Genomic DNA, 15,671 nt, shown 5'->3' with positions numbered 1-15,671 from the left:
AAATCCCGATTTTCATCGGGATTTTTTTTATTTCTATTTTCAAACAAATTAAAAAGTAAAAGTTTTAGCTGGAGCAAAATCATCTGAAAAAATCAATTGTGCACTTCCGCTTGGGGCATCATTTTTAGACTTCGGTAAAACAGAAGGATTTGAAGGATATTTGCCATTTTTATTTTCTAATTCTTTGAATTCTCCTTGGCTTTTTACCATAATCGTTGCCCATTCATTTGCACCTTTTTTCTCAATCCAAAGTGGTGTAGATGTAACAGTAAAATATGTAATTGTTTTCCAATTACTATCTATTAGTAAGATAGAACACCCTCCAGAGCCACAAAAATATGAAGAAATGAAATTTATAAAAATTTCATTTTTACCGTCATTATTTAGATCGATAACTTGAAACTGGAATTTTCTGTCGCTTTCTGTTAAATTTGCTAAATCATCTTTTAAGAAAACATTTGTTAGGAAGTTTTTAATTTGTCCTGCGATGGCTTCATCAGTAGTTCCTTCTGCAAATGATTGAAGTTCTGTTATTGAATCTGTTGCTGTTGAAAGGGTTTCGTTTTTAATTGAATCAATAGTTGGCTCTGTTTCTTTAACTGTTTCTTTAACTGTTTTTTCATCTTTACAACTAAACAATGCAATTGCACAAGCAATTACAAATAAAGAAGATTTAATTTTTTTCATGATATCCTTAATTTTTATAGTTTTAACAAATTTAACAAATTTCTATTGAAAAGTCTTCTTTTATAGGCAATTAAAATTTTTTATTCCAAACAATCCATTCATTATGTCCAAAACAATCCCATTCGGCTTTAGCCATATCAAATTTTGGGTCAATTAAAGTTTTTAGTTCTTTTCTGTTGATGCTGTTTTTGCAATCAATGTAAATTGCTATGGGTTTTCCTTTGTATTCTTTTTTAATTCGTTGGCAGTATTGCCAAATGAAATCGGGTTTTGTGGCTAAGTTTTGGGCTTGCTTATCGGTTAGGTTTTTACTGTAATCATAAAATGATTCATCACCAGTTTTTAAATCTTTAATACGAATAACAATGTAACCACTACGTTCTCTTAACATCATACGCCAGCTTAATCGATGACCTTCTTCTGTCCAAAGTACATCGCCTTCAATAAAATGATGACGTAACGGAAGTAAAAGCTGAATCACCAAATACGGAATCATCAAAAAGTAAACAATTTTTTTTCCGTAGAAATTTTGGTTTACATTTTCATTTTCAACACTTGGTTTCTTTTTAAGGAATATTCTCCTAATGGTTTCGGGTTCGTAAAAAAATAAAGCAAAAGTCAGTGCAAAAAAAGGGAAAATCCCAATTTCTAAAAATATCGCATTAAAAATATGAAAAGTTAATGACGCAATTAAAGCTATTATTCGGGTTCTTTTAAATAGCAATAGCGGTACAATTAACAAATCAAAAATAATTCCCATATAAGCAATAAACAGATAAAACCATTTTTGAAGAAATAGTTTTTTCAAGGCAATTATTTCAGTAGAACCAACTAATAAGTTTCGCGTAAAAGTGCCATCTAACCAATCAGGATAAAATTTAGCAAGAGAGGCATAAACATAAACAATCCCAACTTGAATTATGAATAAAAGACTTATCCAATAAGGCATTGTTTTTTCTTCTGAAATGCGATTTTGTTTTACATCTAATGAAGCATATCGATTTGCAGGAAGAAAAATAAGTAAAAAACTTATGAGAAGTAATAAATAGTAATGATTATTATAAGCAGATTTCTGCATGAAATACACGCCAGCCCACAAAATGGCATAGGAAATGATGGCAATTCGGTAACGATATCCTAGCATAATGGCTAGTCCGAAAAAGCCCATTAAAGAAAAGTAGCAATACATTCCAAAACCAGGCAAAGGTTGCAGCCATTCCAATCCAATAAATGAAAAAGTAAACTCAGGGTCTATTAAAACCCGTTTTACCCAACCTGTAAGTATAGCACCAAAACTTTCACAAGCAACTAATAACCCAAAAAATATTCGGAAAACAATTAACGGACTGTTATCTATTTCTCGAAATAGGTTTTTCATTTTAATTTTTGAATATAGTCAGTTGAAAATGATTTGTCGTTTTCAAGTTGGCTTTTTAATTCAGTAATTGAATCAAATTTATGCTCCTCTCGAATATGTTCTAAAAAGGAAATTTGTAAATTTTCCTGATAAATATTTTCATCTAAATTAAAAAAGTGAACTTCTATTGACTGCACATTTTCACCTAATGTTGGATTGTTTCCAATGTTCATCATACCATAATATAAATTGTTTTTTATCTTACTCGACACGATGTAAACTCCATTTTTTGGCAGCAATTTATAGTCTTCTATAATTTCAATATTGGCAGTTGGAAAGCCGATAGTTCTTCCTATTTTTTTACCTTCAATTACTTTTCCGGAGATAAAATAATTATATCCTAAATATTGATTTGCTCGTTTGATGTCACCGTCTAAAAGGGATTTTCTTATTTTTGTAGAACTAATAGCAATTTCATCAACTTCTTTTGCGCCTATCTGCTCGACCTCGAAATTGTATTTTTTCCCAAAGGCAATTAAATCATTTATGTCGGCAGTTCTGTTTTTCCCAAAACGATGATCATGGCCAATAATAATTTTGTGAATATTTAATTTGTCAACCAAAATTTCTTTAACAAATTCCTCAGCTGATAAATTAGAAAAAATCGTATCAAAAGGATGAATGATTAAGTTATCAATTCCGAATTTTTCTAACAAATTGGCTTTTTCATCAATAGTATTCAATAATTTGATAGATGAGTCTTGTTGTAATACCATTCTTGGATGAGGAAAAAATGTAAGCACAATGCTTTCGTAAAGGCCATTTTTGGTTGCTTTCTTCATTATATCTAAAATAGATTTATGCCCAAGATGAACCCCATCAAATGTACCTAGGGTAAGAATGTTTTTTTTTGTTGATTTAAAACAATATATAGATGAAAGTGAATTCAATTTTTTTTTACAAATCTACAAATTAGTATATAAAAAAAGAGGACTAACATAAAATTAGTCCTCTTTTTTTATATAAAACAATTTTCTCTTTAATTTTTAATAAATCTTAAAGTTTTTGTAGAACCTTCAATATTTACTTTTATAAAATACACTCCAGTTGAAAAATTTGAAGTAGTAATCATAAAGTTATTTGAAGATACTCTATCAGATTTAACTTCTTGTCCAAGATAATTTAAAATTTGATAATTTACATCTGAACCTAATTCCGATGGAATGTTAACATTTAAAATATCATTTGTAGGATTAGGGTAAATTGAAATAGCATTTAATGGATTAAAAGAATCTGATGTAAGAGTAGCATCAATACCAAAATAATAAACACCACCTAAACCACTTGAAGTTGAAGCTGAAAGTGTTACATTGCTTCCAAATGCTCCTAAAGAAGTTGTATAAGTTGAAGTTTCTCCACCTTTAAATACTTTAAGTGCCGTTCTGCTATTTCCTGTAGCAGTTTCCCATGCAGCAATTTCTGCTTCGGTAAAATAAAATTTAAATGAAGCATTACCAGAAGGGTTATTTGTTGTTGGTGTTACTGTAACTGTTTTAGCCATAACTTTCATGTTATTTGCTGTATTTGAACCATAATCAACTGCTGGAGCTCCAGCTGAAGTAACACTTCTACTTACAGAAACATTTACACAACCGTAATTGAAAGCATCAGCAGTACCATCAGCAATTACATCACCAGATGTTGCGTCTTTTGCATAAAATGTACCTGCAGAAGGAACAGTTGCTTGATAAGCTGTAGCTGTATTAACTTCTGCTTGTACTAATGTTGTCCCAGTACTCTCAATTAAAATATCATCTAACATGATCCAGTTCATATCAAAAGTGTTGTGATGTCTTATAACAAAATACACCGTTTGCCCATTGTAACTAGAAGGAACAGGAATACTAATTAAATTTCTTTGCGTTGGCCCAGCTAAAACTGAATTATTAATAATAGGAGTTATAGCATTTAATGAAGCCGTAGTTAACGTTGAAGGGTTTACAGTAGTTAAATAAACTGAATAACGCTCTAAATAAAAGGCCCCTCCTTGAGTAGTTCCAACATAAAAACTCAAATTAGAGTCTGTAGCTGGCATTGTAAAAGATGAAGTAGAGTATAAAATGTTATCAGGATTAAGAGCTGTAGATGGTGATATCCAAGATCTTGAAAAAGCAAAATTTGTATCAAAACCAATTGTATTTGCAGTAGCTCCAAAACCCCAATTATTAGTGTCTCCGTCTAAATCTTTAACACTCATAGATATTGTACCATCAAAATTTTCCGAGTAAACAGTCGTACTAAATCCAGCTGTAGGTGCCGTGTCATTATCTATAATTGTAATATTTAATGTTGAATAATCTGAAAGTATTGTTGCGTCTCCACCATTAGCGTTAACAACAGCTTGAAGTAATAATGTCTCTGATCCTTCAGAAATACCATCATTAAATATTCTTATAGTTAAATTTTGTGTTGCTGTAGAACCTGTATTAAAGGTAACAGTAGGTGTCATTATTTGATAATCTATCATGTTAGAAGCAGTACTTGCACCACTTATAGTAAAAGTCACAGAAGCATTTGCTGTTGGAGCTTTCATTATTTCTAAAGGAAAACTAACATCAGTAAAGCTACAATTAGTACCTTCTTGAACTAAATTTTCACATTTACCTAAACCTGGCTCAAATAATATTCCTGCACTAGGAACTGTATATTCAGTTGCTGAAAAAGAATTCCTTCTAGGTGAAACAGACATAACGGTTTGCATACGTGTCTTTTGATCATTTGTAAATGTATCCATGCAGGCATCATCAGTATAATCCATGTAGTTCTGAATCATATCGTTACCTGCAGCTGGGCAAGAGTTTGTTCCTGTAGGACATCCATAATTTGCAGCAGCAGCAGCAGGTGTATCTGCACAAAAATCATCTACCGCGCAGTTTCCATCTCCCCAAATATGTCTAAGACCTACCCAGTGACCAACTTCGTGTGTCATAGTTCTTCCTAAATTATAAGTACCGTTCATAGTAAATGTACCATCATCTTCTGCTATAGTTCCCATAGCATCAAAACCAGCTACAACTCCGTCTGTATTTGCAGAACCACCATTTACAGCTAATCCAGATAATCCTGAGCTACTTGGAAATTGAGCATATCCTAATAAACCTTCAAGACCACCACTCGCTAATGGCAATCCTCCTGGTCTAATAGTCCACATGTTTAAATACTTAGTAGGATCCCAAATAGTGTTCGTTTTCATAGTTTGAACATCAGCATTAGTTTCCCAATCAGGACCCCCTGCCCCATCAGCAACATTATTTGAGTAAGGAGTAATGTTGTGTCTAACTATTCCAGTTGTAGGATTTCCGAAAGGATCTCTTTTTGCTAAGAAAAAATTAATTTCACAATCTACAGCTAAGCCAGTTGAGTTTGCACCACCTGGTGTTCCCATCATTCTTCTGAAATCTTCATTCATTACTTTGATTTGAGAAGCTGCTTGTGCATCTGTAATGTTTTCTCCTGTTCCTAAACAATCTCCGTTATGAACAATATGTATAACAACTGGTATATTGTAAATAACTTGAGGAGCTCTTCCTGTTGCTCTATCGGCTTTAAATTGTTCAATTTTTGGAGCTAACCAAGCTTCAAATTCAGAAATAGTTTCTCTTGAAGGATATTGAGACTTTAAATAAGCTTCATATTCCATAGCAGAACATCTTGAAATCTCAGTAGAAGTAGTCTCCCCCGCAGAAAATCCTCTTCCAAATTTTTTAGCAGATTTTTCTATATTTTGAGAGTGTATAGAAAACACTCCCAGAAAAAAAACCGACAATAAAGTAATTTTTTTCATTTTATGTTTTAATTTGGTTAATATGCAAAAATAACAAAAATTCAGCATAAAAAATTTTTTTTTTAAAATTTTAAACATCAAATATTAAATTAACGATAATTAACACCTTAAATTCTTAATAAAAATTAGCGAAATATTACGGTATTAATTCAACTCTCCTAAAAAAAATACGTTTTTTCACAATAACCAATAAATAATATTATACATTTGTTAATTAATCTTTAATTTAACCTAAAAATGAAAAGAATTTTACTTTCAGGATTATTTCTTTTTTCTGGCGTATTAATGTTTTCTCAAAAAACAGCAAACAATGTCAGCTCAAGAAATAGTGAAACTTTCGAACAAGGTTTAGCAACTGCTAGAACTTTTGCTCCAAATGGCATAGTGAGATGTGCCACTACTGAGTACATGAAAAGTAAACAAGCTAGAGCTATTGCTCCAAAAGACGATGTGTTTGAAGCTTGGTTGGCTCCAAAAATTGAGGAAATCAAAAGAAAAAGAAGAGATGGTAGATTACCTTCTGTTATTCGAATTCCTGTTGTAGTTCACGTAATTCATAATGGAGACGCAATAGGCTCAGGAGAAAATATTTCAAACGCTCAAGTTTTATCTCAAATACAAGTTTTTAATGAAGATTTCAGAAAATTGCCAGGAACTCCCGGTGATGGAGCTGGAGTTGATACTACTATTGAGTTTTGTATGGCGCAAGTTGACCCAGCTGGGAATCCAACCAATGGAATTGACAGACAAAACTTAGGAACAGCCAATTTTAATGGTGCAGCTGTTGAAGCAGCTAAAGCAACTACAATTTGGGATCCAACTAAGTATTTAAACATGTGGACATTTAGATTTGGCGGTGATCTAAGTGGTGTTTTAGGGTATGCACAATTCCCAACTGGTTCTGGATTACAAGGTATGCCTGCTGAAGATTGCATTACAGGTGAAGCTTCTACAGATGGTGTTGTTTGTGCATTTGATACTTGGGGATCAAGTTCTTACGCATCTGGATCTTTTAATGCGCCTTATGACAAAGGAAGAACTATGACTCATGAAGTAGGACATATGTTTGGTTTACGCCATATTTGGGGTGATGGCGGTTGTGGAGTAGATGATTTTTGTGCAGATACTCCATTATCTGATGCTGCAAACTTTGGTTGCCCTACAACAAATAGCTGTACAGACACTCCTGTAGATGTTAATGATCAAGTTCAAAACTACATGGATTATACAGATGATACCTGTATGAGTATTTTTACACAAGATCAAAAAGATAGAATGTTAGCTGTGTTAATGAACTCACCACGTCGAGATGATTTATTAACATCAACTGTATGTGATGTTGTTGCAGCACCATATATTCAATTTAAAAGACAAGCGTGTGAACAAAGAGCAGCAAAATCTGTGATTGAAGGTAATGCTTGTTCAGGCACAATTTTTACAATCCCATTAAGTATAGATATTGCACCTTCAGCAGATGCAACAGTAACATTTGCTATTGATGGAGCTTCTACAGCAAATTTAAATGATATAGTTTTAACAACTCCGTCTGTAACATTTACTTCAGGTTCAACAGCCGATAGAAATTTAGAATTTTTAGTTCTTAATGATGGTGCTATAGAAGCGGACGAAGAATTAATTATAGCTTTTACGGTTTCTACTGGAGGAAATGCAATTATGAATCCAAACGGAAATACATTTAGCTTAACCATAACAAATGATGATTTAGCTGTAACCCCAACTATGTTACAAAGTCAAGTGTTTTACGATGGTTTCGAATCGTATACTGATTTTACATTAGGAAATGTAGGTGGTTGGACAACTTATGATTTAGATAATAATGCTACTTATACAGATGACACTTATGATTTCCCAAATGAAGGGTACACAGGATCATTTATAGTATTTAACCCATCTGCAACTACTCCAAGTGCTGCAGGACAAGGATATGATGCTCATTCTGGAAGTAAAGGGTATTATTGTTACAATGAAAGTGTTGCGCCTTACGCTAATAATGATTGGGCAATTACACCTCAAATAGCTTTAGGAACAAACTCTCAATTGAAATTTTGGGCTAAAAGTTTGACTACTAATTATAATGGTGGTGAAAGATTTAAAGTATTGATTTCAACTACGAATACTAATACGACTAGTTTCTCACTAATTTCTCCTTTCCCATATACAATTCCACCATTAACATGGACAGAATATACTTATGATCTATCTGCATATAACAATCAAAATGTATATATTGCTATTCAATGTGTATCTTCAGATGAGTTTGTGTTTATGTTAGACGATGTTCAGGTATTGAGCGATATTAATGTAGCTATTCAAACAGCTGTCGATATGGCAACTGCTGGTCAAAATAATGTTAAAGGTACTGGAATAACTAATTTTAGAGATAGTGCAACTTCAAATATTATTGGAACTATTCAAGTAAATGATAATTCTAACTACAATTGTACAGATATGTATGTTTCTTCTGCAGGAACTGGCGCAACACAATATGGTGCTTCTGCTAATGTTTTAGATTATAGAATGGACAAACAATTTACGGTGACTCCTATCGGAGTTATCTCTGGAAATGCAACAATTACATTCTACTTTACTGAAGCAGAAATTGCTGGATGGGAAGCTGCTACTGGAAATAACAGATCTTTATTACACGTAGTTAGAGATGGCTCAACAAGAGAAGTTCAACCAGTATCTATAGGTTCTTTTGGAGCATCAGGTGTTACATTAACAGCTACATTTACCACTGGAATTCAAGGAGTTTATTCGTTTGCAAGATTAGAAAGTTTACCAACTGAAAGTTTTGAATTATCAAACGTGAATTTATATCCTAATCCAAACAATGGTAGTTTCTCTGTTCAATTTACCCCAAGCGCTCAAAAACTTGCAATTACAGTATTTGATATGAGAGGACGTGTTATTTATAATAAAAATTATCAAAACAATGGATTGTTTAACGAAACTATTCAATTAGATAATGTTCAACAAGGAGTTTATTTAGTAAAAATTCAAGATGGTTCTAGAAGTTTAACTAAGAAAATTGTTGTAGAATAATTTAATATTATAAAATTTAATATTTAGGGAAAGACTAGTCTTTCCCTTTTTTTGTATTAAAATGTTTTTAATTTTTTTTTATTATATTTATACCATAATCTTTAAACTTAACCCTAATGAAAAAACTATTACTAATTGTTGTTTTGGTGTTTTATACTTTTGTTTTAAAGGCGCAAAGTAAATCTTTGTGGATGCAAATTGACGAAAATTCTATTAAGAATCAACCAAAAGTTAAGAGAGCTTCTTTTCCTCTAGAATATAAATTATGGAAATTGGATGTTCAAAATTTAAAAAATCAATTAATAAATGCCCCAGTAAGAGGTGAATTCAACGGAATTTCTAATGTGATTATTCAACTACCTAATTCAGATGGCCAACTAGAAAGTTTCCGAGTTTTGGAAACCTCTATCATGGAGCCAGGATTAGCGGTAAAATTTCCAACAATTAAATCTTATGTTGGTAAAGGAATTGATGATGTTACTGCTACCGCAAGATTTTCAGTTACAGAGTTTGGATTACATAGCATGACTTTGTCTGCTGGAAAAAGTACTGCTTTTATAGATCCTTACACAGAGGATAGACAGAATTATATAGTGTATAACAGAGCTAGTCTTGTAGGTGATGGACAGTCTTTTGAATGTTTAACAGATGAAGCTGCTCATTTACCCTCATTAGAAAACGATAGAAGAGCAAATGCTTTTTTCAGAGCCGATAGTGATGATAAAGTTTTAAGAACTTATCGCTTAGCTCAATCTTGTACAGCAGAATATGGTAATTTATTTAGAGGAAATACAGCAGATCCTATTGCTACTCAAAAAGGTAGAGTGCAAGCTCAAATGGCAATTACAATGACTCGTGTTAATGGCGTGTATGAGAATGATTTAGCTATTACTATGATTTTTGTTGCAAATAATGATGCTGTAATCTATATAGGTGCAACAAATTCTGATCCATGGAATGGGGAGTTTAATACTCAAACAGGTGTTACAATAGATGCTAATATTGGATTTAGCAATTATGATATAGGTCATAATTTTAATACTTCAGGAGGAGGAAATGCAGGTTGTATAGGTTGCGTTTGTGGACCCGATACAAATCCTGCTGGAAACCATAAGGGAACTGGATATACAGGGCGTTCTAATCCTACAGGAGATCCATTTGATATTGATTATGTTGCTCACGAAATGGGGCATCAATTTGGAGGGTTTCACACACAAAGTAGTTCAAACTGTCGATCAGGAAGTGGTGCTACTGAAGTAGAGCCAGGTTCAGGTTCAACAATTATGGCTTATGCGGGTATTTGTAATACTAATGTTCAAAGTAATAGTGATGCTTATTTTACTTATGTGAATATTAGAGATATTATGGAGAATGTGAAGTTTGGTATAAGCCAACCTACGCTACCACTGACAAATCTTTCGAATAATCCTCCCACGGCAAATGCAGGTAGAGATTATGTTATACCAAGGTCAACAGCATTTATGCTAGTAGGTCAAGGTTCGGATCCAGAAAATGATCCAATAACATTTACATGGGAACAAAACGATCCAGGAAATCCTAATTCAACAGCAGCTCCAATTTCGACAAGAGCTGTTGGTCCTATGTTTAGATCGATTTGGGGAACGGCTTCTAATACGAGAATAATGCCTAATATGTCTACTGTTTTAACAGGAGCAACTTCTAATACTTGGGAAGTTTGTCCTTCGATAGGTAGAGATTTAAATTTCTCATTAACTGTTCGTGATAATAATTCAGGAATTGGTCAAGCTGTAACAGATTTAATGAAAGTTACTGTTGATGGTGTTGCGGGACCATTTATTGTTAATGCACCAAACACAGCTGTTTCTTGGCCAGCAGGATCGAATCAATCAGTTATTTGGGATGTTGCTGGAACAGATGTTAATGGAATTAATGCGAAATTTGTAGATATTTTTTTGTCAACAGATGGAGGTACAACATTTCCAATTTTACTAGGAAGTAAAGTTCCTAATGATGGATCAGAAACTATCACAGTTCCAAATTTAGCTGGAACTACTAATAGAATTATGGTTAAAGGTTGGGATAACATCTTTTTTGATGTTTCTAACGCTAACTTTACAATTACTGCTCCATCAAGCACTATGGCAATTGCTTTTAATGGTGTTGAAGGAGAACAAAACAAAGTTATTTGTCAAGGAGCATCTGTTTCTTATACTATTAAATATGAAGCATTAGCAGGTTTTTCAGGAACAACAACTTTTAGTGCTTCAGGAAATCCTGTAGGGACAACAGTTTCATTTTCGCCAACATCAATTTCAGCGAATGGAAATGTTACTATGACAATTTCTAACACAACTGGTGTAACTCCAGGGTTTTATGGAATTACGGTTACAGCTACTTCTGGACCAGTTACTAAAACAGCGCCTTTCTACATAGATTTATTAAATTCCAATTTTGCGACAAGTTCTTTAACTTTTCCTGCAAACAATTCAGTTGGACAAGGAATTAGTTTGAATTTAACATGGGTAGCTGATAGTAATGCATCATCATATGATGTTCAGGTTGCTACAGATTTAGCATTTACAAATATTGTATCGAGTGGTAATGCAACAACAAATAGTTTTGCAGTTTCTGGGTTATCTCAAGGAACAACATATTATTGGAGAATTTTACCAAAAAACACGGCTTGTAGCGGTACATTTAGTCCGGAGTTTAGATTTACAACAGGTGTTGTAACTTGTCCTGGATCTACTTCTTCTACAAATGTTCCTATTAATATTCCTACTACAGCTAATGTGACTATTAATTCAACTTTAAATATTCCATCGGGTGGAACCATTAGCGATGTTAATATCACGATGAATGTTACGCACACATGGATTAATGATATGACGGCTACGCTGATATCTCCTTCTGGTACGCAAGTTCAATTATTTGCGCAACCATGTACTAGCGCAAGTATTAGTGATATAGTTGCGACTTTTGATGATTCTGGTACCAATGTGGTATGTGGTAATAATCCTGGGATTTCGGGCACAGTAAAATCGTCTCAATTGCTTTCTGCCTTTAATGGCGAAAGTTCTACTGGAACTTGGACTTTACGTATTTTGGATAGTTTTAATCAGGATGGTGGTTCATTAAATAGTTGGAGTTTGAATATTTGTACAATTCAACCATTGAGTTCTGAAGATAATGAGATTAAAATTTCTGATTTAGCAATTTATCCAAATCCTAATAACGGTAATTTTAATATTCAATTTACTTCTACTTCAAGTAATGAAATTAAAGTTAACGTTCATGATCTAAGAGGAAGAGAGATTTTTAACAAATCATATAATAATAATAATGGATTATTTAATGAATCATTACAATTAGAAAATGTACAATCGGGTGTTTATCTTGTAACTGTTCAGGATGGTGCCAGAAAAGAAGTTAAGAAAATTGTAGTTCAATAAAAACAATCTTAATATACTAAAAAGGGAAGCATATAGCTTCCCTTTTTTTATTTTCTATTAAATTCATTCATGGTATTATTTAATCCTGCTAACGCAAATGATTTTACTATCTCTGAACTTATTTCAAGACGCTCTTTTAGCTTTTCTTTTTCTTCTGCATCCCATTCGCCTAAAACATAGTTTACCTGTTGCCCTTTTTTAAAGGCGTCACTGATGCCAAATCTAAATCGCGGATATTCAGTCGAGTTTAATAATAATTGAATGTTCTTAAGTCCGTTATGACCGCCATCACTTCCTTTTGCTTTAATTCGGATAGTTCCAAAAGCTAAATTCAAATCATCGGTAATGACTAACATGTTTTCTTTCTCAATGTTTTCCTTTTCTAACCAATATTTAACCGCTTTCCCGCTCAAATTCATATAAGTGTTAGGTTTTAATAATAATAGCGTTCTTCCTTTAATTTTTAGTTCGGAAACTTCACCCAGTTTAACTGTTTGAAATGAAATTCCTTCCTGATTAGCAATGTAATCTAAAACTTTAAAACCTATATTATGTCGCGTATTTGCATATTCTGAGCCAATGTTTCCAAGCCCAACGATTAAGAATTTCTTCATTGGAATAGTGTCTTCTTGTTTGTTTTTCTTTAAAATGTTTAAAAACCAATTCATCACGTAAAAGTAGTGTAAAGTTTAGAAAGTTGAAAGCATAAAAAAAGCACCAGTAAAAACTGATGCTTCTTTTGTATAGTTTGTAAAGAAATTATTTTTTCTTTTTTGCTCCTTTTTCTGCTTTTGCAGCTTCTTGAGCAGCTTTCATTGCAGCACGAGAAATTCTTACTTGACAAACAACTGTGTTGTCTGGATGCATTAATTTAAAATTGTTTGCTTCTAATTTAGTTACATACAATTTATTACCCATTTGTAATTCTGAAATATTAGCTTCAACGAAGTCAGGTAAGTTTTTAGGTAAAGCTTTTACTTTTAAACGACGTTGGTTTAAACGTAAAACACCTCCTAATAAAACACCTGGAGAAGTTCCTGTAATTTTAACTGGCACTTCCATAACGATTTCTTTATCGTCACTTAATTGGAAGAAGTCAATGTGTAAAATTTTGTCAGAAACTGGGTGAAACTGAATGTCTTGCATAATTACATCGTAAGACGTTCCGTTTAACTCAACTACAACAGTGTGTGCGTTTGGAGTGTAAACCAAATCTTTAAATGCTCTTTCGTCTGCAACAAAATGAACTGGTTGATTTCCTCCGTAGATAACGCAAGGAACCATTCCAGCATCACGTACGGCTTTAGTTGCCTTTTTACCTACGTTTTCTCTTTCTGATCCTTTAATCGTAATTGATTTCATTGTAAAATATATATAATTAATAAATACTTATTTAGGTGGTTGTTCTTGATTACATCAAAAATTTACCACTAATAGAGTTGTTGTTTTGTACCATGTGCATTACTTCTGCAAATAATGGGGCACAACTTACCACTCTTATTTTCTTTGATTCTTTTCGTAACGGAATTGAATCGGTAACAATTAACTCTAATAATTGAGAGTTTTCTATTTTTTCGTATGCTTCACCTGATAAAATTGGGTGTGTACATATTGCTCTTACGCTTAATGCTCCTTTTTCCATCATGACATCAGCAGCTTTTGCTAATGTTCCTCCTGTGTCAATCATGTCATCAACTAAAATAACATTTCTGCCTTTTACATCTCCGATTAGCTCCATTGTGTCAATTACATTCGCTTTTTTTCTTTGCTTGTAACAAACTACAACGTCAGATTCTAAAAATTTAGAGTACGCATAAGCTCTTTTTGAACCTCCCATGTCTGGAGATGCGATAGTTAAATTTTCTAAATTTAAACTTCTCACATAAGGTAAAAAGATAGTAGAAGCAAAAAGGTGATCTACTGGTTTTTCAAAGAACCCTTGAATTTGATCAGCATGTAAATCCATGGTCATAATTCGGGTTGCTCCAGCTGTTTCTAATAGTTTTGCAACTAATTTTGCTCCAATTGGCACTCTTGGCTTATCTTTTCTGTCTTGTCTTGCCCAGCCGAAGTAAGGGATAACCGCTGTAATATGACGTGCTGATGCTCTTTTTGCTGCATCAATCATCAATAATAATTCCATTAAGTTGTCCGAACTTGGAAAAGTTGAACAAACAAGGAAAACGCGCAATCCTCTTATTGATTCTTCAAAAGAAGGCTGAAATTCGCCATCACTATATTTAGAGAACGTTACTTTACCTAGCGTAACACCATACTTTTCAGCAATTTGTTCAGCTAAATACACACTCTGAGAACATGCAAAAATTTTTGCTTCTGGTTCTTGATACAGCATGTTAATTTATTGTTTAGTAGTTAGTTAGTGTTGTGTCGTGTTAACGAGGTGCAAATTTAGAAATAAAATCGAACTCTGAAAGGATATTTTTAACTATTTTTTTATGAATTGCAGAAATATTTTTTAAATTTGCACCTACTTAATGATTTAACCATCATTTTCCATTGCCCGGATGGCGGAATTGGTAGACGCGCACGACTCAAACTCGTGTACTTAGGTGTGTGGGTTCGATTCCCACTCCGGGTACTTTAAAAATCCTTAATTAGCTTTAAATAAGATAGTTAAGGATTTTTTATTTTACAAGTTGTACGGTATTTGTATTGTGTTGTTTGATATTGTTTAATTTATTTACAAATAATATTTTGATTATATTAACTGACAGCTGTTTCAACAACAGCTAAGATGAAAAATATAATAACCAAGCTTATCAAAACATACGGCTTTTTTTCTCTTTTTTTTAGTTTATTGTTTAAATTAATATATAACAAGACACCAGATAAAAAAATTGGGATAACACTTCCTGCAATCCTTGAACCAGCATAATAGCCCCCATAATTAGCTGATAAAATTAATATTGTCAAAATAAAATAAAATATAGGTAATATAATAGAGATTAAAACAACTTTTAATTTGCTTTTTGGCTCATACTTATATGTTATTAGGTAGGCTATAAATAAGATTAAAAATGATATTTTCATATTATATTTGTTTAGTTATTTGTTGTAAATATTATTTATTACCTCTATCAATGATTTTTCTTTTTCAGTTTTTAAAGTAAAAAAACCTAAGTTTACAAAATAAATTATCACTACAACGAATAAATTGTACGTCTTCAAACTAAAGTGAACTTTTCCTAAGAGAGTATTTAGTTAATAATTCAAATTTAAGGATTTTGAAAACACTCTCTTAGTTTTGACTTAAATCAGTCCA

At 32.6% G+C, this 15,671-nt stretch carries 10 protein-coding genes and 1 tRNA gene; 3 read left to right on the top strand and 8 right to left on the bottom strand.

Features of this window, described 5'->3' with window-relative positions; all coding sequences use genetic code 11:
- Positions 1–48: 48 nt before the first annotated feature.
- The 4 genes from GFJ94_RS05110 to GFJ94_RS05095 form a co-directional block, all read right to left on the bottom strand.
- Positions 49–687, bottom strand: coding sequence for a hypothetical protein (locus GFJ94_RS05110; RefSeq protein ID WP_153200504.1), 639 nt, complete (start codon positions 685–687; stop codon positions 49–51).
- A gap of 70 nt (positions 688–757) precedes the next feature.
- A complete protein-coding gene (locus GFJ94_RS05105) occupies positions 758–2,065 on the bottom strand; it encodes an HTTM domain-containing protein (protein WP_153200503.1) in 1,308 nt (435 codons plus the stop codon).
- Positions 2,062–2,994 carry a bifunctional riboflavin kinase/FAD synthetase gene (locus GFJ94_RS05100; RefSeq protein WP_153200502.1) on the bottom strand — a complete coding sequence of 311 codons (933 nt, stop codon included), beginning with the start codon at positions 2,992–2,994 and terminating at the stop codon, positions 2,062–2,064. Before GFJ94_RS05100 ends, GFJ94_RS05105 begins: the two co-directional genes overlap by 4 nt.
- 89 nt (positions 2,995–3,083) lie before the next feature.
- Positions 3,084–5,888 carry a M43 family zinc metalloprotease gene (locus tag GFJ94_RS05095; RefSeq protein WP_153200501.1) on the bottom strand — a complete coding sequence of 935 codons (2,805 nt, stop codon included), beginning with the start codon at positions 5,886–5,888 and terminating at the stop codon, positions 3,084–3,086.
- A 237-nt stretch (positions 5,889–6,125) separates the two neighbouring features.
- Between GFJ94_RS05095 and GFJ94_RS05090 the strand changes: the two genes are divergently transcribed.
- Entirely contained in the window at positions 6,126–8,954 is a 2,829-nt protein-coding gene (locus GFJ94_RS05090) for a T9SS-dependent choice-of-anchor J family protein (protein ID WP_153200500.1), read from the top strand.
- A gap of 116 nt (positions 8,955–9,070) precedes the next feature.
- Positions 9,071–12,388, top strand: a complete 3,318-nt coding sequence (locus GFJ94_RS05085) for a reprolysin-like metallopeptidase (protein ID WP_153200499.1) — start codon at positions 9,071–9,073, stop codon at positions 12,386–12,388.
- A gap of 47 nt (positions 12,389–12,435) precedes the next feature.
- Here the strand turns inward: GFJ94_RS05085 and pth are convergent, their stop codons facing one another.
- The 3 genes from pth to GFJ94_RS05070 all read right to left on the bottom strand — a co-directional run bounded on the left by pth (position 12,436) and on the right by GFJ94_RS05070 (position 14,741).
- Positions 12,436–13,056, bottom strand: coding sequence for an aminoacyl-tRNA hydrolase (gene pth, locus GFJ94_RS05080; RefSeq protein ID WP_153200498.1), 621 nt, complete (start codon positions 13,054–13,056; stop codon positions 12,436–12,438).
- A 91-nt stretch (positions 13,057–13,147) separates the two neighbouring features.
- A complete protein-coding gene (locus GFJ94_RS05075; protein WP_153200497.1) occupies positions 13,148–13,750 on the bottom strand; it encodes a 50S ribosomal protein L25/general stress protein Ctc in 603 nt (200 codons plus the stop codon).
- A gap of 49 nt (positions 13,751–13,799) precedes the next feature.
- Positions 13,800–14,741, bottom strand: coding sequence for a ribose-phosphate pyrophosphokinase (locus GFJ94_RS05070; protein WP_153200496.1), 942 nt, complete (start codon positions 14,739–14,741; stop codon positions 13,800–13,802).
- 166 nt (positions 14,742–14,907) lie between these two features.
- Between GFJ94_RS05070 and GFJ94_RS05065 the strand changes: the two genes are divergently transcribed.
- Positions 14,908–14,987, top strand: a tRNA-Leu gene (locus GFJ94_RS05065).
- 125 nt (positions 14,988–15,112) lie between these two features.
- Here the strand turns inward: GFJ94_RS05065 and GFJ94_RS05060 are convergent.
- The gene (locus tag GFJ94_RS05060; RefSeq protein WP_153200495.1) at positions 15,113–15,439 is read right to left on the bottom strand and encodes a hypothetical protein; all 327 of its coding nucleotides are present in this window, start codon (positions 15,437–15,439) and stop codon (positions 15,113–15,115) included.
- Positions 15,440–15,671 lie beyond the last annotated feature (232 nt).

Origin of the sequence: Flavobacterium sp. LMO8, from assembly GCF_009495755.1 — a bacterium.
GTDB lineage: Bacteria > Bacteroidota > Bacteroidia > Flavobacteriales > Flavobacteriaceae > Flavobacterium.
Note: the sequence above shows the minus strand (reverse complement) of the source record. Positions and strands in the feature narration are given on the sequence as shown.